The organism is Devosia sp. Soil_C_22 (assembly GCF_057657195.1).
On sequence record NZ_JBDGIY010000002.1, the window covers coordinates 610,646 to 635,091 of the forward strand.

The window sequence follows — 24,446 nt, forward strand, 5'->3', positions numbered from 1 at the left end:
CTTGGCGGGCGGATAGGTTCGGAGGCCGGTGCGTGTGGCCACCCCCACCCACCCGCTGCGCGGGTCCCCCTCCCCACAAGGGGGAGGGAGGTCGTGCCCCATCCTCCACCTCGGATTTCCTTCCCCTTGATGGGGAGGGTAGTGGAGCTTGGCCGCTTGCGGCCTAGCGCAACTGGGTGGGTGGGGCAACACGGCGATCGAGACGCGCGGCGAGGAGCAGGTGGTGACGGCGCTGGTCGAGGGCGATTTCCCCAAGGCCGGGCTGCCCGATCCGCTGCGGCTCGAATATCGCTTCCGCCTCGTGGGCGGGTTGATTTCGAGCCTGTCGATCGGGCTGCCGCGGCGGCCCTAAGCCGTCTGCTCTTCGAGCAGCTTGTCCCTGGGCTTTTCCTTGCGGGTGAAGATCCAGACGCCGCCGAGGACGAGGATGGTGCCGATGGCGTGGTAGACGGTGAAGACCTCGCCGAGCACGAAGATGGCGAGCACCACCGTCACCACCGGCGAGACATTGCCGACGATGGCGGTTCTTTCCGAGCCGATGAGGCCGATGGCGGCAGAGGTGCAATAGGCCGGCAGCACCGTCGATACCGTGCCGATGGCGAGCATCAGCAGGAACCCGTTGCCGGTGATGGCCATGTCGGTGAGCGGGTGGGTGAAGATGAAGTGGGCGATGACCAGTGGCCCGGCGCCGCTCATGGCGATCGAGGTGAAGAGTTCGGGGCCGAGCCGATCGATCATGGGCTTGGCGACGATCTGGTAGACCGCATAGACGATGGCCGAGCCGAACACGAGGCCGACGCCGAGCAGCACATCGTCGCCTTCGAGCGAGAGATCGTGAAAGAAGATCAGCGCGATGCCGAGGTAGCTGACGAGCAGCGCGACGACCATGGGCAGGGTGATGCGGCGGCGGAAAAACACCGCGCCGAGCAGCACGACGAAGAACGGATAGGTGAGCAGGATCAGCCGATCGAGCTGGGCCGAGATGTATTCCAGCGCCTGGAAATCGAGGTAGCTCGCCACGTAGTAGCCGAGCGCACCGATGCCGAGAGTCTGCAGCATGACGGGCCAGGTAACGAGCGGCGGGGCGTCGGCGGGGCGCCTCTTCAAGGCGCGGCGATAGGAGAAGACGCCGACGCTGACGAAGATGGGCAGCGCGATGACCATCCGCCAGGTCAGCGTGGTGATGGGCGAAATGCCCTCGGCGATGGCGAGCTTGATGACGATGCCCTTGGTGGCGAACAGGGCCGCGCCGAGGATGGCGAAGACGAGTCCGGCCCAGGCGAGGTTGGAGAAGCCGTAGCGGGAGGCAGGCGCAGTGTCGGTGGACATGAGACGGGGTCCGGTTGTGGGCCCTGCCATCAGATCACCGGATGTTCTCCCGCGCCTGATGGCGGGGTCCGGTGAGCATGCGAAGGGTCAGCCGCGCGCGTTCCGGTCCCCGAAGGGGCCAAGGCAAATGCTGCCAATAATTAGGATGCAAGCGGTCATGAGCGGATAGATACGCGGTGGTATGCCGGCCGTAAAGGGGGACGTTGGGTGAACGGTGTGTTCGGGGTGGCGGGAGAGCAAGACCCCTCACCCGTCCCGGCTTCGCCGGTCCACCCTCTCCCCGACGGGGAGAGGAATAGTGGTGGCCAACGCACTCCCGGTATTCTTCTGTCCGTCGGGGAGAAGGTGGCGCGTAGCGCCGGATGAGGGGCGGCTACGCCCGTGGATGCGCCGCCCTGTAGGCGTCGAGCAGGCGGTCGGTGTCGACGGCGGTGTAGATCTGGGTGGTGGAGAGGGAGGCGTGGCCCAGCAGCTCCTGGATCATGCGCAGGTCGCCGCCCTTGCCGAGGAGGTGCGTGGCGAAGCTGTGGCGCAGGGCGTGCGGGGTGGCCGATGGCGGCAGGCCGAGGGCGCCGCGCAGCTGCTGCATGCGCAGCTGGATGAGGCGGGGAGAGAGGATGCCGCCTTTTTCGCCGCGGAAGATCGGTTCGTCGGGTTCGGGGTGGAACGGGGAAAGGCCGAGATAGGTGTCGATGGCCTGGCGGACCTGGGCGATCAGCGGGACAAGGCGGGTCTTGCCGCCCTTTCCGGTGACGCGGAGCGAGGCGGCTTCGAGATCGGCGCGGGTGACCGCGAGGGCTTCAGAGATGCGGAGGCCGGCGCCGTAGAGCAGCGAGATCACCGCCATGTCGCGGGCGGCGACCCAGGGCTTATCCTCCATTTCATCGACGGTCCTGATGGTATCCTTGGCCTCGGCGACGGTCAGCGCCTTGGGCAGCGATCTTGGCTGCTTTGGCGTGCGGACAGCGCCAAGTGACTCGGTCGAGAGAATGTCCTGGCGCTCGAGATAGCCGAAGAAGCTCTTGATGGCGCTCAGGGCCCGGGCGAGCGAGCGCGAGCCGAGATCGTCGCCGCGGCGCGCGGCGAGGAAAGCACGGATATCGGCGGCGCGCAGCTCCTTCAGCGTCGCGAGCGAGACGGTGCCGCCGGCATGGGTGTTGAGGAAGGCGAGGAACTGGCCGAGGTCGCGCAGGTAGGCTTCGAGCGTCAGCGGCGCGAGGCGGCGGACGGCGCCGAGATCCTGCTGCCATTCGGCGATGTGGGCGGAAAGGGTCGCGTCGGCGATGAAGGCGTGGGACATGGCGCCAGGTTAGCGGGAGCCGGTTAGCGTTCGGCAAACACGGGTGTTGCCGATCGGCATCACTCGTGGCGATGGAGCAACACAGGGGCGTGAGACGCCTTTCGGACGCCGCATTCGGCGGCCTATCGACTGGGCCATGCGCCGCCTTATTTGCATCATCAGCACGCTCCTGGCCGTGCTCGCCCTCGCGAGCCCGAGCTTTGCCACGGGCGTGTGCGTGGCGCATGGCGGGTTGCCGGCGGTAACAAGCTCTGACGAAACGCCGGTGCAGTTGCCCAACCCCTGCGAGATGCAGGGCGGCAAGCGGGTGCTGCCGGCGCAGTCGGATTTCCGGCGGCATGCAGTGATCGAGTTGCCGCAGGCGATGGCGGCGCAGTGGGCGCGCGGGCTGATGGACGAGCCCGGGCTCGAAGGCCGCAGCCCGGCGATGGAACTTCCGCCGCCCCGGCGCGGTTAAGCGCGGCCGAAATCGCCATTCCTTCCCTGATCCGCGGTCGCACCGACCGCTCACGAGACATTCGAGATGACTGAACTTCTGATCGGCCGCCGGGCGTTGCTCGCCGGGGCGGCCAGCTTGGCAGCCCTGACGCTGGCCGGCTGCGCCACAAACGGCGCCGACCTCGAGCCCGAGACCGTGCGCATTCCCGAGGACGTGCTCGCCATGTATGCGGCACGGCCGGACGAGCGCTTCCCGATTCCGGCGGCGCGGGTCGACCTGATCGAGCCGCAGTTCTGGCGGCAGATCGTCGCCGACCCGACCGGCGAGCGGCCGGGCACGGTGGTGGTCGATACGGCCAACCGCTTCCTCTATCTGGTCCAGGAGAACGGCAAGGCGCTGCGCTACGGCGTCGGCATCGGTCGCGACGGCTTCACCTGGTCGGGACGCGGCGTGATCCAGTACAAGCGCGAGTGGCCGACCTGGACGCCGCCGTCGGAGATGATCGCGCGGCAGCCCGAGCTCGAGCCCTATCGCCACGGCATGCAGCCGAGCCTCGAGAACCCGCTGGGGGCACGGGCGCTCTACATCTTCAAGGACGGGCGCGACACGATCTACCGGCTGCACGGGGCGACGGACGAGCGCACCATCGGCAAGGCGATCTCGTCGGGCTGCGTGCGGTTGCTGAACCAGGACGTGATCGACCTGTACCAGCGGGTGCCGAGTGGGTCGCCGATATTGGTGATGTGAGGCGGGCGAGGATGGCTTCCCTCCCCCTTGCGGGGAGGGACTGAGGGTGGGGGTAGTGCGGTGATCACCGATAGACCCCCACCCCCGCCCCTCCCCGCAAGGGGGAGGGGTGCTACGGTCAGCGCTTGCGGCCGCCCCCGCCACCAGCTTCGCTGGTCCCCCTCCCCCGCCACGCGGGGGAGGATCACGGAGAGGCCGGTGGCTCGTTCTAGCCCCTCAGCGCATGCGCCAGCGAGTCCTGCACATAGGCCATCGGCGTCGACCACGCCGGGTCGGTCCAGCGCCGTTGCAGCTCGTCGGCCGCGATGTCCTCGATGTGCTGCTGCAGCCACCAGATGTTGCCGAGAGGATCACGGATGCGGGCGACGCGGTCGCCGAAGGCGAGGAGGGTCGGCTTGGTCACCTCGGTGGCGCCGGCCTGGATGGCCCGGGCGAAGGCGACGCGGGCATCCGGCAGATAGAGGCGGATGAAGGCCGGTTGCGGCGGCGTGCCGGCCGGCGCGTCGAAGGCCATGACGACGGCGTCGCCGATGCGGATTTCGGCGTGCACGATGGCGCCCCTGTCGTCCGTCATGCGGCTCATCTCCTCGGCGCCGAAGGCGTCGGCGAGGAAGGCGAAGAGCTGGCTGGTGTCGGAGGAAATGATCCACGGGGTCACGGCGGTGTAGCCGTCGGGGATGGTGCTGGTCATCGGATGCTCCTCATGGGCGTTGCTTCACGAGACTGGCCGAGGCCTGCTGCCAGAACGCGGCAGCAGGGGAGATGGGTGCAGATAGGGCTTGCAAATGCCGCCCCGCCCGTGAACAAAGCGGGCACAGATGGCAGAGCTTCCGGACATCGTGGCGGTGATGGTCAGCGTGTCGGTCGATGGACCGTACAGCTACCGGGTGCCCTATGGTCAGAAGGTCGAGCGCGGCTCGATCGTCGCCGTGCCGCTGGTCGGGCGGCTGACGCTGGGCGTCGTGTGGGGCGTGCCCAAGGACAATTACGCGCATAACCGGCTCAAGGACATCGCGCGCATCTACGACGTGCCGCCGCTGTCGGAAGAGCTGCTGACGACGGTCGACTGGGTGAGCAAGTATACGCTGGCGGCGCCGGGACTGGTGCTGCGCTCGGTGCTGCGCTCGAGCGAGGCCCTGGAGCCCGAGCGGCTGATCGCGGCGTTCCGCGCGACCGGGGTCGCGCCCGACAAGCTGACCCGCTCGCGCGAGAAAGTGCTCGACGTGCTGATGGACGGCGAGGCCTGGGCCAAGGGTGCGCTGGTCGCGGCGGCTGGCGTATCGGCCTCGGTGGTCGAGGGGCTGGAGCGGGCGGGGGCGATCGAGCGGCTCGAAATGCCGCCGCCGCCGGTGGCGCTACCGCCGAATCCCGATGCCGAGCCACCAGTGCTGAGCGAAGGGCAGGCCAGGGCGCTCGAGGAGATTCGCGGGATCGGGGTCGACCGGTTCGGGGTGGCGCTGCTCGATGGCGTGACCGGAGCGGGCAAGACCGAGGTGTTCTTCGAGGCGGTGGCTGACACGATCAGGGCCGGCCGGCAGGCACTGGTGCTGCTGCCCGAGATCGCGCTGACCTCGACCTTCGTTTCGCGCTTCACCAAACGGTTCGGGACCAAGCCGGGCGAGTGGCATTCGGACATGACGCCGCCGCAGCGGACGCGCACCTGGCGCGGGGTGCTGAACGGCGATGTGCGCGTGGTGCTGGGGGCGCGCTCGGCGCTGTTCCTGCCGTTCCGCGAGCTGGGGCTGATCGTGCTCGACGAGGAGCATGACGGGGCGTTCAAGCAATCGGACGGGGTGAATTACCACGCGCGCGACATGGCGGTGGTGCGAGCGAAATTCGCCGAGGCGCGGGTGATCCTGTCGTCGGCGACGCCGTCGGTGGAAAGCCGGAACAATGCCAATACCGGGCGCTACAAGCATATCGTCCTGACCTCGCGCTATTCCGAGATGGCGATGCCCGACATCACGGCACTCGACATGCGCGAGGACCCGCCCGAGAAGGGGCAGTGGATCGCGCCGCAACTGGCGCGCGAGGTGTTCGCCACCATCGACCGGGGCGAGCAGGCGCTGCTGTTTCTCAACCGGCGGGGCTATGCGCCGCTGACGCTGTGCAAGGCGTGCGGGCACCAGTACCAGTGCCCGGATTGCTCTGCCTGGCTGGTGGAGCATCGCTTCCGCGGCGTGCTGATGTGCCACCATTGCGGCCACGAAATGCGCACGCCGAAGGTGTGCACCGAATGCGGTGTCGACGATTCGCTGACCCCGATCGGGCCCGGGATCGAGCGTGTCGCCGAAGAGGCGGCTGAACGGTTCCCGGGCGTGCGGACGGCCGTGCTGTCGTCCGACATGGGCTCGAACCTGCAACTCAAGGAGCGCTTCGCCGAGATCGAGCGTGGCGAATACGACCTGATCATCGGCACGCAGCTGGTGGCCAAGGGGCACCATTTCGAAAAGCTGACGCTGGTCGGCGTGCTCGATGCCGATCTCGGGCTCGATCGCGGCGATCCGCGCGCGGCGGAGCGGACATTCCAGATCCTGACGCAGGTGACGGGGCGGGCCGGGCGCGCCAACAAGGCGGGCAAGGCGTATCTGCAGACCTATCATCCGGATCATCCGGTAATGAAGGCGATGGTGAAGGGCGACCGCGAGGCGTTCTACAAGCACGAGCTCTTGGCGCGCGAGGCGGGCGGGCTGCCGCCATTCGGGCGACTCGCAGCGCTGGTGGTTTCGGCCAACGAGCACGACCCGGCCTTCGAGTTCGCCAAGCAGCTTTTGCGCGCAGCACCGATGGCGGAGGGCCTAAAGCTGTTCGGGCCGGCTGACGCGCCAATCTCGATGATCCGCGGCCGCCACCGGGTGCGGCTCCTGGCGCAATCGGGCAAGGATTTTGATCTCAGCGGCTATGTGCGCTTCTGGCTCGAGCAGGGGCCGAAGTTGAGCGGCAACCTGCGCGTGCAGGTAGATATCGATCCCCAGAGTTTCCTCTAGCGGACGATGATCCGGGTGCCGTCGTAGTCAATCGTTCGCCGGGTCGATGCTGCGTCCTGCGGACTGGGGTGGAACACGATCTGCCCGAACCTGGCACTGGGAATGGTCTTGAAGGCATGCAGGTTGGATTGCGAAACCCAGCCCAAGGCATAATGGGCCGGCAATGGCTTCGGGGGCTGGCCACTCGCTTCGGCCGTACCACCCAACGCCCACATGAGTGACGGCGTGTCGTTAGAGCCCATGCCAACCTGTTCGACCAATGCTGCGATAAAGTCCTCAACCTTCGCGGTCAGTTTCCAAGTCTCGGTCACTTGATCCCCTCGATATCTCACATAGCCATCTGGGCATTTGTCGGCGGCGGTTGCTGAATCATAATTCTACCTGACGAGCGGGTCTGGAGAAGATCCGACCCGAGCGCACGTGCGGCTGAAGAGGCATCTCAGGATGGGCCCCGGCCTTCGCCGGGGTGACCCTGTGCTGGGGTTGGACGGTGCCGGATAGTGCGATAAGCGCCGCCCCTTTCCCCCTGCGACAAAACTCCCCCAAAGACTCGTGGCCCGGTGCCTTGCGGTGCCCTAGGTCGCATGGTAGAGGGGGCGCGAAATCCGGGGGCGGGCCACGCTCATTCCGGGCAATAATCATAAGCGTCAGCAGCCACCGGCCCTCCATCGACCGCCGGTTCCGGTTGCTCAGCACGAGGGTGACGGGCCGTTGGCAGCTCAGGATTCAGTCCTTTCCCAGATCGCGCGACCCTATGCGTCGGCGCTCTTCGATCTCGCCAAGGCCGACAACTCCGTCGCCGCAGTCGAGCAGGGGCTGGACAAGCTTCTCGCTCTTGCCAGCGAAAGCCCCGATTTCGCGCGGTTCCTGCGTTCTCCGGTGATCAATACCGAGGAGAAGGCGGTAGCGATGCATGCCTTGCTCGACAAAGCCAAGGCACACACCACGGTCGGCAATTTCGTGAAGGTCGTGGCGCGCAACGGGCGGCTGTTCGCGCTGCCCGCGATCGTCGCTGCCTTCAAGGCGCTGGCGGCCGGGCATCGCGGTGAAGTGGCCGCCGACGTTACCTCAGCCGCGCCGCTGACGGCTGCGCAGGCCAAGGCATTGGCCGATACGCTCAAGGCGAAGATCGGCAAGGCCGTCACGCTCAATCAACATGTCGATCCCAGCCTGATCGGTGGCCTTGTGGTCAAGGTCGGCAGCCAGATGATCGACAGCTCACTCAAAACCAAGCTCACGGCGATGAAGATCGCGATGAAAGAGGTCGGATAATGGATATCAAAGCCGCGGAAATCTCTGCGATCCTCAAGGAGCAGATTCAGAATTTCGGCCAGGAAGCCGAGGTGTCCGAAGTCGGCCAGGTGCTGTCCGTTGGTGACGGTATTGCTCGCGTCTACGGCCTCGACAACGTGCAGGCCGGTGAGCTCGTCGAGTTCCCGGGCGGCATCAAGGGCATGGCGCTGAACCTCGAAAGCGACAATGTCGGCGTGGTGCTGTTCGGCAATGACCGCGGCATCAAGGAAGGCGACGTCGCCAAGCGGACCGGCTCGATCGTGGATACCCCGGTCGGCAAGGGCCTGCTCGGCCGCGTGGTCGATGCGCTCGGCAACCCGATCGACGGCAAGGGTCCGCTGCAGTTCACCGAGCGTCGCCGCGTCGACGTGAAGGCTCCGGGCATCCTGCCGCGCAAGTCGGTGCATGAGCCGATGTCGACCGGCATCAAGGCCATCGACGCACTGATCCCGATCGGCCGCGGCCAGCGCGAGCTGATCATCGGCGACCGCCAGACCGGCAAGACCGCCGTGATCCTCGACACCTTCCTCAACCAGAAGCCGGCTCACGAGGCCAAGGCGTCGGAACAGGAAAAGCTCTATTGCATCTACGTCGCCGTCGGCCAGAAGCGTTCGACCGTGGCGCAGTTCGTCAAGGTGCTGGAAGATGCCGGCGCCCTCGAGTACTCGATCGTCATCGCCGCCACCGCCTCGGACCCGGCGCCGATGCAGTTCCTCGCGCCGATGACCGGCGCCGCGATCGGCGAGTATTTCCGCGACAACGGCATGCACGCCGTGATCGCCTATGACGACCTGACCAAGCAGGCCGTCGCCTACCGCCAGATGTCGCTGCTGCTGCGTCGCCCGCCGGGCCGTGAAGCTTACCCGGGCGACGTGTTCTACCTGCACTCGCGCCTGCTCGAGCGCGCCGCCAAGCTGAACGAAGACCACGGCCTTGGTTCGCTGACCGCGCTGCCCGTGATCGAGACGCAGGCCAACGACGTGTCGGCCTATATCCCGACCAACGTGATTTCGATCACCGACGGCCAGATCTTCCTCGAGACCAACCTGTTCTTCCAGGGCATCCGCCCGGCGGTGAACGTCGGTATCTCGGTGAGCCGCGTGGGTGGTAACGCCCAGATCAAGGCGATGAAGCAGGTGGCCGGCTCGCTCAAGGGCGAACTCTCGCAGTATCGCGAGATGGCCGCCTTCGCCCAGTTCGGTTCGGACCTCGACGCTGCAACGCAGCGCCTGCTCAACCGCGGCGCCCGCCTCACGGAACTCCTGAAGCAGCCCCAGTTCGCGCCGCTGAAGCCGGAAGAGGAAGTGGCGGTGATCTTTGCTGGTGGCCAGGGCTACCTCGACGATCTCGCGGTGACCAAGGTCGGTGAGTTCGAGAAGGGCCTGCTCGGGTTCCTCCGCACCAAGCACGCCGATGTGCTGACCGCGATCGCCACCGAGAAGTCGCTGTCGGACGATCTGCGCGGCAAGCTCAAGGCCGCCATCGACGCCTTCAAGAAGACGTTCTCGTAAGCCTGTCGTCGGCGGGGTCACAAGCCCCGCCTCCCGACGTGCTTTGAAGACCTGGGAGTAGAGCGGCCCGATGCCCTCGCTAAAGGACCTAAAAAACCGGATCGCCTCGGTCAAATCGACCCAGAAGATCACCAAGGCCATGCAGATGGTCGCGGCGGCCAAGCTCCGTCGTGCCCAGGATGCGGCCGAGGCGGCGCGCCCCTATGCCGAGCGTATCGGCAAGGTGCTGTCGGCGCTGGGTGCGGCTTATGCTGGCCAGACCGATGCTCCGGCGCTGCTGGGCGGCAATGGCCGCGACCAGGTGCACCTGCTCGTCGTGGCGACGGGTGAGCGCGGCCTTGCCGGCGGCTTCAACTCGTCGATTGCGCGCCTTGCCCGCGATACGGCCCAGAAGCTGATCGGCGAAGGCAAGACGGTGAAGATCCTCACCGTCGGTCGCAAGGGCAACGACATCCTCAAGCGCACGCATGGCAGCAATATCGTCGATGCGATCTCGTTCCGCGAAGTCCGCAATGTCGGCTTTGCGCAGGCAGACATGGTGGGCAAGAAGGTGCTCGACATGTATGCGGCGGGTGAGTTCGACGTCGCGACGCTGTTCTACGCGCAGTTCAAATCGGTGATCAGCCAGGTGCCGACGGCGCAGCAGCTGATCCCGGCGCAGCTCGCGACCACCGAAGCGCCGACCGGCGAGACGCTGATCTACGAATACGAGCCGAGCGAAGAGGCGATCCTCGAGGATCTGCTGCCGCGCAACATCTCGGTGCAAGTGTTGCGGGCGCTGCTCGAAAACAGCGCGTCGTTCTACGGGGCGCAGATGAGCGCCATGGACAACGCCACGCGCAATGCCGGCGACATGATCAAGCGGCTGACGCTCAGCTACAACCGCCAGCGCCAGGCCCAGATCACCAAAGAACTCATCGAAATCATTTCGGGCGCGGAAGCGCTCTAGCAGGAACGAGGTAACAACATGGCCCGCGCAGCAACTGCAGCAAAAGCCCCGGCGACCGACAAGGCTCCCGCCACCCGCCGTGCCCCGGCCCGCAAGGCCGCTTCGACCACGCCGTCGGCCCTCGCCACCGAAGGCAAGCCGACCGGGCGCATCAGCCAGGTGATCGGCGCCGTGGTGGACGTGACCTTCGACGGCCACCTGCCCGCCATCCTGAACGCGCTCGAGACCGAGAATAACGGCAACCGCCTGGTGCTCGAAGTCGCCCAGCACCTGGGTGAGAACTCGGTGCGCGCTATCGCCATGGACACCACCGAAGGCCTCGTGCGCGGCAACCCCGTGGTCGACACCGGTGCGGCCATCTCGGTGCCGGTCGGCGACGAGACGCTGGGCCGCATCATGAACGTGATCGGCGAGCCGATCGACGAAGCCGGCCCGGTCGTCACCTCGGCCCGCCGCGCCATCCACCAGGATGCGCCGAGCTTCACCGAGCAGGCTTCGGAAGCCCAGATCCTCGTCACCGGCATCAAGGTGGTGGACCTGATCGCTCCGTATGCGCGCGGTGGCAAGATCGGCCTGTTCGGCGGCGCCGGCGTGGGCAAGACCGTGCTGATCCAGGAACTGATCAACAACGTGGCCAAGGCCCACGGTGGTTACTCGGTGTTCGCCGGCGTGGGTGAGCGTACCCGCGAGGGCAACGACCTCTACCACGAGATGATCGAGTCCGGTGTGAACAAGGACCCGAAAGAAAACAACGGCTCGACCGAAGGCTCCAAGTGCGCCCTGGTGTTCGGCCAGATGAACGAGCCCCCGGGGGCTCGTGCCCGCGTCGCGCTCTCCGGCCTCACCGTCGCCGAGCACTTCCGCGACCAGGGTCAGGACGTGCTGTTCTTCGTGGACAACATCTTCCGCTTCACCCAGGCGGGCGCCGAAATGTCGGCTCTGCTCGGCCGTATTCCTTCGGCGGTGGGTTATCAGCCGACGCTCGCGACCGACATGGGCGCGCTGCAGGAGCGCATCACCACCACCAACAAGGGCTCGATCACCTCGGTGCAGGCCATCTACGTGCCCGCCGACGACCTGACCGACCCGGCGCCGGCGACCTCGTTCGCCCACCTCGACTCGACGACGACGCTGAACCGCGCCATCTCCGAGAAGGGCATCTACCCGGCCGTGGATCCGCTGGACTCGACCTCGCGCATGCTATCGGCCAACATCGTCGGCGAAGAGCACTACAACGTCGCCCGTTCGGTGCAGGCGATCCTGCAGCGCTACAAGGCGCTCCAGGACATCATCGCCATCCTGGGCATGGACGAGCTGTCGGAAGAAGACAAGCTGACCGTGGCGCGTGCCCGTAAGGTCGAGCGCTTCATGAGCCAGCCGTTCCACGTGGCCGAGGCCTTCACCGGCGCTCCGGGCGTGTTCGTGCAGCTCGAAGACACCATCAAGGGCTTTGCCGGCCTCGTGAAGGGTGACTATGACCACCTGCCGGAAGCGGCATTCTACATGGTCGGCACGATCGAAGACGCGGTGAAGAAGGCCCAGAAGCTGGCTGCTGCGGCGTAAAACGAAGAAGCGAATAGCGAATAGGGAGTAGCGAATAGGGATAGATCAGGGCTGGCGGACTACTCGCTACTCGCTATTCGCTATTCGCTATGTGAAGCCATGTCCGTCAAACTCGAGATCGTCTCGCCCGAGCGGCTGCTCCTGTCGGAGACCGTCAACTCGGTCACCGTGCCGGGCGCCGAGGGTTATTTCACCGTGCTGGGCGACCATGCGCCGTTCATGACCACGATGCGTCCGGGCTTCGTCACCGTGACGAACAGCTCCAACGTCGCTCACGTCTACTATGTGCGCGGCGGGTTTGCCGACGTGTCGCCCGAGGGGCTGACCATCCTCGCCGAAGAGGCGCAGGATATCGCGCAGTTCGACCGCTCCAAGATCGAGGCGCTGATCGCGGCCGGGCTCACCGCCCAGCAGGCGGCGACCACTGCCGACGAAGAGATGCGGCTGCAGAGCGAGATCGACAGCTGGCGCAACCTGTTGCTCGAGCAGACCGCCACGGCGGGCGCCACCGCGCACTGACCGTCCCACAGTTCGAGACTGCCAAAGGCGCCCTTCGGGGCGCCTTTTTCGTTGCCGGAGCACGGCTGTGGTGATTGGTGATAACGTCACCATCCAGAACCAATTCACCGAACCTTAAGGACGACGCCCTAATCGTCCATCTCGGGAATGCAGTCATAGAAGTCTTGTTCGGGGCCAGGACAGCCGCGGGCAAGTCATGAACCTGCGCCCGGTAAATCCTCCGCCAGTCGCAGCCCGAACCACGGCAAGCATCGGCTTATGCCGCCGCTTGTCCATGCGCCAACTCCAGAATCAAGAGTCGTGCCGGCCAAATGAAGATCAGAACCAGACTTCTCCTCATCGTCAGCCTGATGGGGCTTATCGTCGCCGCCGTCGGTGGCCTTGCCACCTATGTGACGCTTTCGCTGTCCGAGCGCACGGACCAGATGGAGGCGGCCTCGGCTCGCGCCTATAATGGCGAGCGGCTGAACCGGCTGGTGACCGCCGTGGTGATGGATGCGCGCGGCATCTATGCCTCGGATACGGTCGAGGCGGCGAAGCCCTTCGGCGAAGGCATCCTCGCCTCGCTCGACAGGATCGATGCGTTGCTCGCCGACTGGCGCGCCATCGTGCCGGTCGAGCGGATGGAGGCGTTCGAGGCGGTGGTGACGCGTACGGCCGAGTTCCGGACCTTCCGCGCCGAGACGGCACGGTTGGGGACGATCGATCCGGCCGAAGCCAATGCGCAGGGCAATAACGAGGCCAACCGCGCCAACCGCAAGGCCTACCAGGCCGAGATCGACGCGGTGGTGGCCGACGACATCGCCCACTACACAGCGATCCGGGCCGAAACCGACAGCTTCCAGGCGCTGGTGACACCGCTGATGGGTGGCGTGACGCTGCTCGGGCTGATCGCGGGTGTGCTCGCCGCTGCCTATGTCGGCACGCGCTACGTGTCGCGGCCGCTGAGCCGGGTCACCGAGACGATGGCGCGGCTGGCCGGCGGCGACCTCACGGTCGAAGTGCCCTATGCCGGCGAAAAGAACGAGATCGGCCAGATGGCCGCAGCGGTGCAGGTGTTCAAGGAGAACGGCATCCGCGTCGCCGAGATGAACGAGGACGAGCGCACCCGGCATCAGAAGGCGGCCGAGCGTGCCGCTGTGATGGAGCGCTTTCAGGCCGCGTTCGACGGCGTGGTAGCGGCGACGCGGCGGGGCGACCTGACGCAGCGCATCGACGTGGACTTCGCCGACGCCGACATTGCGCGCATCGCGCAGGAGTTCAACGCGCTGATGGATACGCTGAGCCAGGGGCTGGGCGATTGCGGCGACGTGCTCGCGGCGCTGGCCGAGGCCGACCTCAGCAAGCGCATGGAAGGCGACTACGAGGGCGAGTTCGCGCGGCTGAAGAACAGCACCAACACGGTGGCCGACAAGCTGGCGGAGATCGTGACGCAGCTCAAGAAGACCTCGTTTGACCTCAAGACCGCAACGGGAGAAATCCTCTCGGGCGCCAACGATCTCAGCGAGCGCACCACCAAGCAGGCGGCGACGATCGAGGAGACCTCGGCGGCCATGGAGCAGCTGGCGGCAACCGTGAATGCCAATGCCAAGCGCGCCGCGGGTGCCTCGAACAGCGCCGGCGAAGTGACGGCGGCGGCCGAAGAGGGCGGGGCGGTGATGCTCAGCGCCAATGCGGCGATGGGGCGGATCACCGACAGCTCGGCCAAGATCAGCAACATCATCGGGTTGATCGACGACATCGCCTTCCAGACGAACCTGCTGGCGCTGAACGCCTCGGTGGAAGCCGCGCGCGCCGGCGATGCCGGCAAGGGCTTTGCCGTGGTGGCGGTGGAAGTGCGCCGGCTGGCGCAGTCGGCGGCCGAGGCCTCGAGCCAGGTAAAGGTGCTGATCGAGCAATCGGGCAGCGAGGTGCAGACCGGTTCCAAGCTCGTGGCCGAGGCGGCGCACAAGCTCGAGGCCATGCTGGTGGCGGTGCGCTCCAACCGCGAGCTGCTCGAGGGGATCGCCCGCGATAGTCGCGAGCAGGCCTCCGCCATCGAGGAAGTGAACACCGCGGTGCGGCAGCTCGACGAGATGACGCAGCACAACGCGGCCCTGGTCGAGGAAACCAACGCGGCGATCGAGCAGACCGAGGGGCAGGCCAACGACCTCGACCGGATCGTCGCGGTGTTCACTCTCGATGCGGCCGAGATCGCGCCGGCGGCCGTACCGCTCGCGGGCGGAGTGAAGGGTTTGCAGGCAAAGGTCAAAGCGGCGGCCAAGACCTATCTCAGCCGCGGCAATGCCGCGCTCAAGGCCGACGACTGGGCCGAATTCTAGTGGGCGACAACGGGTGAGCGCAGTCGCTCGGACGCACAGGAAGGGGCGCCGCAGGGCGCCTCTTTTCGTTGTGGCAGCGGTGAGCAAGAGGGAAACCGGCACGAACTGCGCATAAGTGCGGATGCTCTTTTTGCAGCTTAGGTAAGCACAGGCAGGTCAGATCGGGCCGGGCTGATTTCCGCAGGATGCGGGGTATTTCGGGGCACAGGATGGCGCAGTCTTTTTTTGCCGGGTTCGGCAAATCTTCTTCCGAAGATCGCAGCAAGGTGGAGGCGATCAACCGCAGCCAGGCGGTGATCGAGTTCACGCTCGACGGCACGATTCTCGATGCGAACGAGAATTTTCTCCGAGCGGTCGGCTATTCGCTCGATGAGATCAAGGGTCAGCATCATCGGATGTTCGTCGAGCCTGCCCATGCGGCGGGTGGTGAATATGCGGAGTTCTGGCGCGCGCTGGCGGCAGGAAAATTTCAGGCCGGCGAGTATCGACGCTTCGCCAAGGGCGAACGCGAGATCTGGCTGCAGGCGACCTATAGCCCGATCTTCGACAAGGCCGGGAAGCCGAGCAAGGTGATCAAGTTCGCCGCCGATATCACGGCGGCCAAGAACCATGCCGCCGACATGGCCGGGCAGGTGGCGGCGATCGGGCGCTCGCAGGCAGTGATCGAGTTCAAGCTCGACGGCACCATCGTTTCGGCCAACGACAACTTCCTCGGCACCATGGGCTACGAGCTCGACGAGATTGCCGGACGGCACCACCGCATCTTCGTCGAGCCGGGTTATGCGGCGAGCGCCGAATACGAGCAATTCTGGCAGCAACTGCAGGCGGGCGAGTTCATCGCCGCCGAGTTCAAGCGCATCGGCAAGGGCGGCAAGGAGGTCTGGATCATGGCCTCGTACAACCCGGTGCTGGATGCAGCGGGACGACCGGTGAAGGTGGTGAAGTTCGCCACGGACATCACCGAGCGCAAGCGCGGCGAGGCGATCATAGAGCTGCTCAAGACCTCGTTGGCGCGCATGGCGGAGGGCGACCTCGGCGGCCATGTGGATACGGCATTCACCGGCCAGTATGAGGGGCTGCGAGTGGCGTTCAACGCCTCGCTGGAGCGGATCGCCAAGATCGTCACCTCGCTGCAATCGACGTCGCGCTCGCTGAAGACGGCGACGGGCGAGATCCTGTCTGGCGCCAACGATCTTTCCGAGCGCACGACGCGGCAGGCGGCGACGATCGAGGAGACATCGGCCTCGATGGAGGAACTGGCCGCGACGGTATCCGAGAATGCCAGGCGCGCTGCGGACGCCTCGCGCCAGGCGAGCGAGGTGAGCCAGACGGCGACCGAAGGCGGCGAGGTGATGACTAAGGCCACCGCCGCGATGGAACGGATCACCAACTCGTCGGCCAAGATCTCCAGCATCATCGGCATGATCGACGACATCGCCTTCCAGACGAACCTGCTGGCCCTCAACGCCTCGGTGGAAGCGGCGCGTGCCGGCGACGCCGGCAAGGGCTTTGCGGTAGTCGCCGTGGAAGTGCGGCGGCTGGCGCAATCGGCCGCCAGCGCCTCATCGGAGGTGAAGGCGCTGATCGAACAGTCTGGTGCGGAGGTGGCCGGGGGCTCCAAGCTCGTCTCAGAGGCGGCGCACAAGCTCAACGCCATGCTCGAGACGGCGCGCGACAGCTCGAACCTGATCGAGGCTATCGCCGATGCCAGCAAGGAGCAGGCGGCGGCGATCGAAGAGGTGAGCGCGGCCGTACGCACGCTCGACGAGATGACGCAGCAGAACGCCGCGCTGGTGGAAGAGACCAACGCGGCCATCGAGCAGACCGAGGCGCAGGCCAGCGAGCTCGACAGGATCGTCGACGTGTTCTCGATCGATGCCGCGGGCGTGGCGACGCCTGCGGCCGAGACGCCCAAGACGGGTAGCGTGAAGGCGCTGCAGCAGCGGGTGAAGAGTGCGGCGCGCACCTATCTCCACGGCAACGCCGCGGTGAAGGACGACTGGGCGGAGTTTTGAGCGGGCGAGGAGCTTGCGGCCACGCTCAACCAGGCACTCCGCTCAGGCGAGCGCGGCCGCGACCAACGCCTTGGCGTGCAGGTCCGTGGTGTCGTAGGTCGGCAGCGGGCTGACGCTGTCGTCGATCAGCATGCCGATCTCGGTGCAGCCCAGGATCACCGCCTCGGCGCCGCGGCCCTGCAGGCGCGTGATGGCATCGACATAGGTGCGGCGCGACTCGTCGCGGACGATGCCGAGGCAGAGCTCCTCGTAGATGATGCCGTTGAGGTTGGTGATGCCGACATCGGGGACGATTACCTCGAGCCCGCGCTGCTCCAACACCTCGATATAGAAGCGCTTTTCCATGGTGAAGCGGGTGCCGAGCAGGCCGACCTTGCCGATCCCGTCGGCCAGCAGTGCATCAGCGGTCGGTGCGGCGATGTGGACGAAGGGCACGTTCAGCGCGGCGACGATCTGCGGGGTGCAGATGTGCATGGTGTTGGTGGCCAGGCCGATGACGCCGGCCCCCTGGGCTTCGAGCGCGCTCGCGATATCGGCAAGAATCCAGCCGGCCGCCTCCCAGTTGCCCTCGCGCTGCAGGGCTTCGATGGGGGCGAAATCGACGGAATGGAGGATAACCGGGGCGGAGTGCAGGCCGCCCAGGCGCGCCGCCGTCTCGCGGTTGAGGATGGCATAGTAGTGGGCAGTGGATTCCCAGCTCATGCCGCCGATGAGGCCGATGGTCTTCATGGGTCACAGATGGCGCTGAATCAGAGCGCGGGCAAGACTTATCCGCCGCATGCGAGGAGCGCGGCTACCATAGATCGAGAAAGGAAGGCCCAAGCCTGGAGGGAGGCTTGGGCCAAGGGCGGCGGGGGAGGACCGCTGCCCGAGACTAGACGCTTGCCGGCGCCCTGCGGGCTTGTTTCTCACCGTTGGTCGAGAGCTCGCGGAAGGCGGCGCGGCGCTCTTTCTGGACGTCCGGGTCCTGAGCCGGGCTCGCCGCCATCAGCATGCGTGTATAGAGATGCTGCGGAGCGTCGAACACCTGGGCGGTCGGTCCTGCTTCGACGACCTTCCCGTCCTTCATGACGACCACGCGGTCGGCAAAGTCGCGCACGAGGCCGAGATCGTGGGTGATGAACAGCAGCGCTACGCCGGTTCTGGCCCGCAGGGAGCGCAGCAAGTCCACGATCTGTCGCTGAACCGACATATCCAGAGCGGAGACCGCCTCGTCGCAGACGATCAACTCGGACTGCAGGGCCAGGGCCCGTGCGATGGCGATACGCTGCCGCTGGCCGCCCGAGAACTCGGTGGGAAAACGGTCGAGGTCGGAGGCGGGCAGTTCGACCTGCCTGAGCAGGTCGGCCGCGCGAGCTCGCCATTCGGATTTGGGGAAGTCGCTGCCCTGGATCACCCATGGCTCGGACAGGATGTCGAAGATCGACAGCCGGGGATTGAGCGACCCGAACGGGTCCTGGAACACCGCCTGCACGGCCTTGCGGTAGTCATTGAGCTGACGGGCCTTGAGCTTGACGATGTCCTGTCCCTGGAAACGGATGCTGCCTTCCGCGATCGTTCGAAGACGCAACGCCGCTCCTGCGAGCGTAGATTTGCCTGAACCGCTTTCACCGACCACGCAGACGATCTCGCCCTTGCGAACCTGCAGGTTTACGTGATCGACGGCACGCAACTCGCCATAGTCGACGCAGAGACCTTCCACTTCGAGGATGACCCCGGACTCGATCGGCGCAGCGGACTGCCTGCTGCCGGCCCGCGCATTGAGCAGTTGGCGCGTGTAGTCATGCTGCGGGTTGCGGAACACCTCGGCCAGCGGACCGCTTTCGACGATCCGGCCTGAGCGCATAACCGACGCATTCTGCGCGATGTCGGCGGCAACGCCGAGGTCATGCGTGATCATCAGCAGCGCCATGCCGGTCTCCTCCTGCAGCTCGCGCAGCAGTTGCAGGATGCGGGCCTGGACGGTGACATCGAGCGCTGTCGTCGGCTCGTCAGCGATGACCAGTTTGGGGCGCATGGCGATCGCCATGGCGATCATGATGCGCTGCCGCTGCCCACCCGAGAACTGGTGCGGGAACTGGTGAAAGCGCTCCCGTGAGCGGGGGATGCCGACGCGCGCCAGAAGCTCGTGCGCTCGTTCCCTGGCCTCGTTCCTCGCGACGCCATGGATGATGCAGACCTCGGCAATCTGCTGGCCCACCGTATAGGCCGGGTTGAGGTGCACCGACGGGTCCTGGAACACCACGGCGATGTCGCGGCCGTAGAGCTGCCGCCGCCTGCCGGGCGGCATGGTCAGGATGTTCTCGCCACAGAACAGGATCTCACCGGAGCGCAGATGACCGGGCGGCATGTCGATGAGATCGAGGATAGCGGCGGCCGTCACGCTCTTGCCCGATCCGCTTTCGCCCAGCAGGGCGTGGGTCTCACCGGGAAAGAGCTTGAGGTCGATGCCATCGACCGCCGTCAGCCGGCGCGTCTCGGTATCGAAATCCACCGCCAGGTTCCTGATCTCGAGGACAGGTTTGCGTTCAAGCATGGGCTTTGACTTTCTTGCCGTGCCGGGCCCGCAGGGTCGGATCGGCGGCCACCTGGTACCAGTTGCCGATGATCGTTGCGCTGAGCGCCATCGTGGTGATGAGCAGGCCCGGCCACAGCGAGCTCCACCAGGCAACGCGCAGGTAATCGCGGCCCTCGGCGATGATGAGGCCCCAGGTCACATCCGGTGGCTGGATGCCGATGCCGAGGAAGGTCAGCGTCGATTCCGCCAGCATGGTGCCGGCGAAGCCCAGCGCGAGGAAGGGCAGCATTGTCGGGATGACGTTCGGTGCCACATGCCGGAGGACCAGATGGATAGGAGAGGCGCCCATGACTCGCGAGGCCGCCACAAATGGCCGTTCGCGGATCTCCAGCGTCTGCCCGCGGGCGACGCGCGCGGTGTCGGGAATGCCGCCGATGATCAGCACCGAGACCATGATCACCGGGTGGGCCCCCAGCGTGTAGAGGATGACCATGGCGAGGAGGAGCGAGGGAATGCTCATCATCACGTCTAAAACTCGCATGATGAGCGTGCTCCACCAGGCGTTGCTCATGCCCGCGATGATGCCGATGGTGGTGCTGATCGTCACCCCGATCGCCACGGCGCTGCCGGCGATGGCGAGCGTGGTCGAGCCGCCGACGATCAGGCGGGCCAGCAGGCTCCGGCCCAGGGCATCGCCGCCCAGGATCATCCAGAAACCGTGGTCGAGCTGGAACGGCGCGAGGTTGCGCGCGCGCAGGTTGGAACGGAGGACGTCGGGATCGACGAACACCGGGCCCACTATGACCACCAAGGCGATGGCGATCATGTAGATCGCGGCGGCGAAGGCGAGCTTGTCGTTCGCGATGGCGAGAAATCTACGCATCAGCGGACCTATTTGAGCTGAACCCGCGGATCGAGCCAGGAATACAGCACGTCGATCAGCACGTTGATGATGAAGATGGCGACCGCCGCCAAGAGGATGCACGAAATGGTCAGCGTGAAGTCGCGGACGCGGATCGACTCGATCATGGCCCAGCCGATGCCGGGAAAGCCGAACACGCCTTCCACCACCACCGCGCCGTTGACGAGGCCCGTGGCCACAAGGCCACCCACGGTGGTCAGCGGAACCAGCGAGTTGCGCAGCGCGTGGACCACCACGACGCGCCGGGTGGTGGCGCCCTTGGCCTTGGCGGTCTTGGCGTAGGGGGCGTTCAGGTTGACCACCATGCTAGACCGCACGACCTGCGTGAGGATGCCGAGGGGGCCGATGGTCAGGATCAGGATCGGCAGGATCCAGTGCCGCCAGCTGTCCATGCCGGACGTCGGCAGCAGCCGCAACTGCATGGCGAACAGGTAGATGGCGACGATAGCCAGCCAGAATTGGGGGACCGACGAGGACGTGACCGTGAGGATGCTGACGAAGCGATCGGCAAGGCCATTGGGGCGCATCGCGGCGATGCTGCCGAGCAGGATCGAGATCGGAATGGTCAGCGCGAGCGTAAAGAAGGCCAGCCGCAGAGTCACAGGGAACGCACCGAGCGCCACTTCCATCGCCGGGCGGTGGTTGAAGAGCGACATGCCGAAGTCGCCGCGCACCACATCCTGCAGGTAACGGAACAGCTGGATGTAAAGCGGGTCGTTGAAGCCGTTGGCCTGCGCAAAGTCGAGGCGGGCCTGCTCGGAAGCAGCCTTGGGCAGATAGAAATTGGTCGGGTCGCCGGTCAGCCTGGTCATCAGGAAGATGATCAGGACCAGCAGCACGAGGCCCACTGCACTCTGTAGCACCCGCTTAAGCAGATATTTGGCCATTGCCTCCCCCTAAGTCCGAAGGCGGCGCAACTTGTGCGCCGCCCTGTCATGTCTGCACCCTCAGTTGAAGGTGATGTCGCTGAGCTCGATCGTGGTGTTGGTCGCCGTGCTCGGCTCGTAGTGGATGCGGTCGCTGATGCGGATGATCGCGGTCTGGTGGACCAGGATGGCGTCGTAGGCCGCGTCGTGCACGCGGGCGAACACGTCCTCGAAAATCTGCTTGCGCTCCGGATTGTCGGCAGCGAGTCCCTTCTGGACGAGTGCGTCCAGCTCTGGGTCGGCAACCTTCGAGGAGCCGCCCTCCGAGGTGTACTTGCCGATCAGCGTGATGCCGGCATCGCCCGAGTTGTTGTCGTGGATGTCGTTGTAGATGTTGGCAGGCTGGCCTTCGGGGAAGGGCTTGTAGTAGCCGAGATTGTCGCCGGCCAGGATCATCTTCACGTTGAGCCCGACGCCGTTCATCATCTCGGTCAGGACCGTCGGCAGTTCGAGATTGGTCCCGCCATAGTTCTGGATATGGTACTCGATCTCGCTGTCGACGGGCACGCCGTCGGCGCGGGCTTCCTCGATCAACGCCTTGGCCTTCTCGGGGTCATAGGGATAGGGCTGCACGTTGGCGTTGTAGCCATTGATCGTCGACATCACGAAGTTGGCGGCGATCTGGTAGGTGTCCGGATAGACGGTGCCGATCAGACCTTCACGATCGATGGCATAGTTGATCGCCTGACGGACACGCACGTCATCCAGTGGGGGCTTGTAGATGTCGAAACGCAGGCGCTCGGTCTCGGAGTTCAGGTAGGTGAAATCCGTGGCCGGGTTGTCGGCGTCGATGACCGAGATGCGGTAGCCGATATCGGCCTCGCCGGTCGCCACCATCGCGGCGCGAACGGCGGTCTCGAGGCGGAACACGTAGGTGGCGCCGGTGACGGGGCCGGTCTCGCCCCAGTAGCCGTCATACTTGCCGATGACGATGCTGGTGCCGGGTGTCCAAGAGACGAACTTGTACGGCCCGGTGCCGACCGGCTCGCGCGAAAGCTGGCTCGGATCCGCCGGGGCCTTGCCGACACCCAGGTAGCTCATCAGCGTGGGCAGCAGCGGCACGGCGATCGAGGTCTTCACCTCGACGGTCGTGGGGTCGATGACGTTCACTTCGGTCTCGAAGCCGGCGAAGTAGAGCAGGCGGGTCGTGCAATCGAGCGCCGGATCGAGCGTCCGCTTGAAGCTGTCGGCGAAGGCGGCGGCATCGAGTGGCGTGCCGTCATGGAAGGTCACGCCCTGGCGGATCTTGAAACGCCAGGTCAGGTCGTCGATGCGTTCCCACGATTCCGCGAGGCGCGGTCGCAGCTCGCCCGTTGCCGGATCGATCTCGGTGACGGTCTCGTAGATATTGTTCTTGGCGATGACGCCGATCGGGTTCTCGCTCAGGCGGCAGACATCCATGTCGGACGGCTCCGACACCACGGCGAGCGTGATGTTCTGATCCTGTGCGTAGGCGGCGGGCGCCCAGCCCAGGGCGAGCCCGGCGGATAGACCAAGCAGCACGTGCCTGGACGATAGTTTACTCATATTCTCCTCCAAATATTCTCATGGTCGCAGGGGACAGTTGCCCCCGCGCGTAGGGCTAGGCGTCGACGAGGATGTATTCCCCGTCGACTTTGATCGGGAAGGTCTCGGCCACGTATGGCCCCTTCACCAATTCTCCTCCGGACTTCACATCGGTGGCGAAGGACCGCACCTTGATGCGGCTGGGCTCGCACCAGGACTGACCGGTGCGAATGTCGAACTCCCACCCGTGCCAGGGGCAGCGGACGATCTTGAGCGCGCAATCGATGCTGTACTCGCCCGGCGTCGTTGACGTGATCGGGCTGCCGATATGCCCGTAGCTGATCTGCGCGCCCTGGTGGGGGCACCGGTTCAGCAGGGCGAAGTACTCGCCGTCCACGTTGAACACGACGATGCTCCGGCCGCGGATATCCACGACCTTGCGACCGCCGGCTTCGATCTCCGACGCCTGGGCGACAACCTGGAACGCCATCTACAGCCCGTACAATTCTTGCGCGTTGCCGAAGAGGATCTTCTGGCGTTGCTCGGCGGTAAGGGCGGCCGGAAGGCCCAGCTTCGGGTCGTCGAAATCCCAGTGCGGATAGTCGCTGGCATACATGATCCGGTCCCAGCCGATATCCTCGTAGACCGAGATCACGTCATGCGGGCGCGGCGACTCGTCGAGCGGCTGGGTGGTGATCCAGACGCGCTCGCGAATATGCTCGGACGGTGGGCGCTTCACGTGCGGAACCTCGTCACGCATGCGGTGCCACAGCTTGTCGAGCCGCCAGGCGAGGGCGGGTAGCCAGGCCACGCCGGACTCGACGATCACGAATCTGAAGTTGGGCAACTCGTCGAACACGCCCTCGAAGATCAGGCTGGCGAGGCCCGCCTGGCAGGCAGCCGTGTGGGCAGCGCCTTCCTCGACATAGTAGGAAGGCCAGCCCGAGCTGGTGGACGGGTGGCCGCTATAGCCGAAGACGTGGATAGCGACCGGGATGTTGCATTCGGCGGCAGCACGGTAGATCGGCCAGTAGCGCTTCTTGCCGAGGGGCTCGACGGTGCGGCTGAGCATCAGGGCCTGGACGAAATGGCCCGAGCCGGCGTGCTTGCGGATTTCGTCGGCCGATGCCTCGGCATTCTCGTAGGGCAGGACGATCGCGCCCTTGAGGCGCGGCTCGGGCCGGACCCACTTCTCGACGATCCATTCATTGGTGGCCGCGCACAGATGCGGGGAAAAGGCATCGTTGATCTCGCCGCCATTGGGCTGCAGCACGTTGATGACCGCAGTCGAGATGTTGTGGAAGTCGAGATGCTGGGTCCGCAACAGTTCGGGATCGGTACCGGGGGCCCCGCCATTCTTGGGCCAGGCGTCGCGGCGCGAGGCTCCCGGAGTGACCTTGGGATAGAGCGACCCCTTCGAGAAGCCCTGGTGCTGGCGGTAGCCGTAGGTCTGCCAGTAGTCGTACCAGCGGCTCGGCATGAACGGCTTGAGCTCGTCATTCGAGGCCAGGATCGGGTGGATGTCGCAGTCAATCACCTGCGGCTTGACCTTGATCGGGGCCTGAGGACGCGCGTCACTGTCACTGGCGATCGTCATCGAC

22 protein-coding genes are annotated in these 24,446 nt (G+C 65.8%); 11 read left to right on the plus strand and 11 right to left on the minus strand.

Annotated features, from left to right (window positions below; all coding sequences use genetic code 11):
- Positions 1 to 148: 148 nt before the first annotated feature.
- Positions 149 to 352, plus strand: coding sequence for a hypothetical protein (locus tag AC3A6I_RS20040; protein ID WP_487545634.1), 204 nt, complete (start codon positions 149 to 151; stop codon positions 350 to 352).
- On the opposite strand, the gene AC3A6I_RS20045 is transcribed toward AC3A6I_RS20040, so the two are convergent.
- Both AC3A6I_RS20045 and AC3A6I_RS20050 read right to left on the minus strand, forming a co-directional pair.
- Entirely contained in the window at positions 349 to 1,329 is a 981-nt protein-coding gene (locus AC3A6I_RS20045) for a DMT family transporter (RefSeq protein WP_487545635.1), read from the minus strand. The genes AC3A6I_RS20040 and AC3A6I_RS20045 overlap by 4 nt on opposite strands.
- Before the next feature lie 373 nt (positions 1,330 to 1,702).
- Complete coding sequence (locus AC3A6I_RS20050; protein WP_487545636.1) at positions 1,703 to 2,629, minus strand: tyrosine recombinase XerC; 927 nt, start codon at positions 2,627 to 2,629, stop codon at positions 1,703 to 1,705.
- A gap of 136 nt (positions 2,630 to 2,765) precedes the next feature.
- Between AC3A6I_RS20050 and AC3A6I_RS20055 the strand changes: the two genes are divergently transcribed.
- Positions 2,766 to 3,086: a hypothetical protein gene (locus tag AC3A6I_RS20055; protein ID WP_487545637.1), complete on the plus strand. Its 321-nt coding sequence runs from the start codon at positions 2,766 to 2,768 to the stop codon at positions 3,084 to 3,086.
- Between the two features lie 66 nt (positions 3,087 to 3,152).
- Positions 3,153 to 3,815, plus strand: a complete 663-nt coding sequence (locus tag AC3A6I_RS20060; RefSeq protein ID WP_487545638.1) for a L,D-transpeptidase — start codon at positions 3,153 to 3,155, stop codon at positions 3,813 to 3,815.
- Positions 3,816 to 4,023: 208 nt separating this feature from the next.
- On the opposite strand, the gene AC3A6I_RS20065 is transcribed toward AC3A6I_RS20060, so the two are convergent.
- Positions 4,024 to 4,506 (minus strand): VOC family protein, encoded by a 483-nt coding sequence (locus AC3A6I_RS20065; protein ID WP_487545639.1) that lies wholly within the window; start codon positions 4,504 to 4,506, stop codon positions 4,024 to 4,026.
- Between the two features lie 127 nt (positions 4,507 to 4,633).
- Here AC3A6I_RS20065 and AC3A6I_RS20070 point away from each other — a divergent pair, with 127 nt between their 5' ends.
- Positions 4,634 to 6,802, plus strand: coding sequence for a primosomal protein N' (locus AC3A6I_RS20070; protein WP_487545640.1), 2,169 nt, complete (start codon positions 4,634 to 4,636; stop codon positions 6,800 to 6,802).
- On the opposite strand, the gene AC3A6I_RS20075 is transcribed toward AC3A6I_RS20070, so the two are convergent.
- On the minus strand, positions 6,799 to 7,113 hold the full coding sequence (locus AC3A6I_RS20075) for a hypothetical protein (RefSeq protein WP_487545641.1): 315 nt from the start codon (positions 7,111 to 7,113) through the stop codon (positions 6,799 to 6,801). The two genes, AC3A6I_RS20070 and AC3A6I_RS20075, sit on opposite strands and share 4 nt — an antisense overlap.
- A 400-nt stretch (positions 7,114 to 7,513) precedes the next feature.
- Here AC3A6I_RS20075 and AC3A6I_RS20080 point away from each other — a divergent pair, with 400 nt between their 5' ends.
- The 7 genes from AC3A6I_RS20080 to AC3A6I_RS20110 all read left to right on the plus strand — a co-directional run bounded on the left by AC3A6I_RS20080 (position 7,514) and on the right by AC3A6I_RS20110 (position 16,973).
- Positions 7,514 to 8,074 carry a F0F1 ATP synthase subunit delta gene (locus AC3A6I_RS20080; RefSeq protein ID WP_487545642.1) on the plus strand — a complete coding sequence of 187 codons (561 nt, stop codon included), beginning with the start codon at positions 7,514 to 7,516 and terminating at the stop codon, positions 8,072 to 8,074.
- The gene (gene atpA / locus AC3A6I_RS20085; RefSeq protein ID WP_487545643.1) at positions 8,074 to 9,606 is read left to right on the plus strand and encodes a F0F1 ATP synthase subunit alpha; all 1,533 of its coding nucleotides are present in this window, start codon (positions 8,074 to 8,076) and stop codon (positions 9,604 to 9,606) included. The genes AC3A6I_RS20080 and atpA overlap by 1 nt, the downstream gene beginning before the upstream one ends.
- A 70-nt stretch (positions 9,607 to 9,676) precedes the next feature.
- A complete protein-coding gene (locus AC3A6I_RS20090) occupies positions 9,677 to 10,555 on the plus strand; it encodes a F0F1 ATP synthase subunit gamma (RefSeq protein ID WP_487545644.1) in 879 nt (292 codons plus the stop codon).
- 18 nt (positions 10,556 to 10,573) lie between these two features.
- Positions 10,574 to 12,118, plus strand: a complete 1,545-nt coding sequence (gene atpD / locus AC3A6I_RS20095; protein WP_487545645.1) for a F0F1 ATP synthase subunit beta — start codon at positions 10,574 to 10,576, stop codon at positions 12,116 to 12,118.
- Positions 12,119 to 12,217: 99 nt separating this feature from the next.
- Positions 12,218 to 12,637, plus strand: coding sequence for a F0F1 ATP synthase subunit epsilon (locus AC3A6I_RS20100; RefSeq protein ID WP_487545646.1), 420 nt, complete (start codon positions 12,218 to 12,220; stop codon positions 12,635 to 12,637).
- Positions 12,638 to 12,948: 311 nt separating this feature from the next.
- On the plus strand, positions 12,949 to 14,958 hold the full coding sequence (locus AC3A6I_RS20105) for a methyl-accepting chemotaxis protein (protein WP_487545647.1): 2,010 nt from the start codon (positions 12,949 to 12,951) through the stop codon (positions 14,956 to 14,958).
- Between the two features lie 209 nt (positions 14,959 to 15,167).
- The gene (locus tag AC3A6I_RS20110; protein ID WP_487545648.1) at positions 15,168 to 16,973 is read left to right on the plus strand and encodes a methyl-accepting chemotaxis protein; all 1,806 of its coding nucleotides are present in this window, start codon (positions 15,168 to 15,170) and stop codon (positions 16,971 to 16,973) included.
- Between the two features lie 42 nt (positions 16,974 to 17,015).
- Here the strand turns inward: AC3A6I_RS20110 and AC3A6I_RS20115 are convergent, their stop codons facing one another.
- The 7 genes from AC3A6I_RS20115 to AC3A6I_RS20145 form a co-directional block, all read right to left on the minus strand.
- Complete coding sequence (locus AC3A6I_RS20115; protein WP_487545649.1) at positions 17,016 to 17,702, minus strand: aspartate/glutamate racemase family protein; 687 nt, start codon at positions 17,700 to 17,702, stop codon at positions 17,016 to 17,018.
- A 145-nt stretch (positions 17,703 to 17,847) separates the two neighbouring features.
- Positions 17,848 to 19,509 (minus strand): ABC transporter ATP-binding protein, encoded by a 1,662-nt coding sequence (locus AC3A6I_RS20120; protein ID WP_487545650.1) that lies wholly within the window; start codon positions 19,507 to 19,509, stop codon positions 17,848 to 17,850.
- Positions 19,502 to 20,374 carry an ABC transporter permease gene (locus AC3A6I_RS20125; RefSeq protein WP_487545651.1) on the minus strand — a complete coding sequence of 291 codons (873 nt, stop codon included), beginning with the start codon at positions 20,372 to 20,374 and terminating at the stop codon, positions 19,502 to 19,504. The genes AC3A6I_RS20120 and AC3A6I_RS20125 overlap by 8 nt, the downstream gene beginning before the upstream one ends.
- Before the next feature lie 8 nt (positions 20,375 to 20,382).
- Positions 20,383 to 21,300, minus strand: a complete 918-nt coding sequence (locus tag AC3A6I_RS20130; RefSeq protein ID WP_487545652.1) for an ABC transporter permease — start codon at positions 21,298 to 21,300, stop codon at positions 20,383 to 20,385.
- A 60-nt stretch (positions 21,301 to 21,360) separates the two neighbouring features.
- A complete protein-coding gene (locus AC3A6I_RS20135) occupies positions 21,361 to 22,866 on the minus strand; it encodes an ABC transporter substrate-binding protein (protein WP_487545653.1) in 1,506 nt (501 codons plus the stop codon).
- Positions 22,867 to 22,921: 55 nt separating this feature from the next.
- Entirely contained in the window at positions 22,922 to 23,335 is a 414-nt protein-coding gene (locus AC3A6I_RS20140) for a Rieske (2Fe-2S) protein (RefSeq protein WP_487545654.1), read from the minus strand.
- Complete coding sequence (locus AC3A6I_RS20145; RefSeq protein ID WP_487545655.1) at positions 23,336 to 24,442, minus strand: amidohydrolase family protein; 1,107 nt, start codon at positions 24,440 to 24,442, stop codon at positions 23,336 to 23,338.
- Positions 24,443 to 24,446 lie beyond the last annotated feature (4 nt).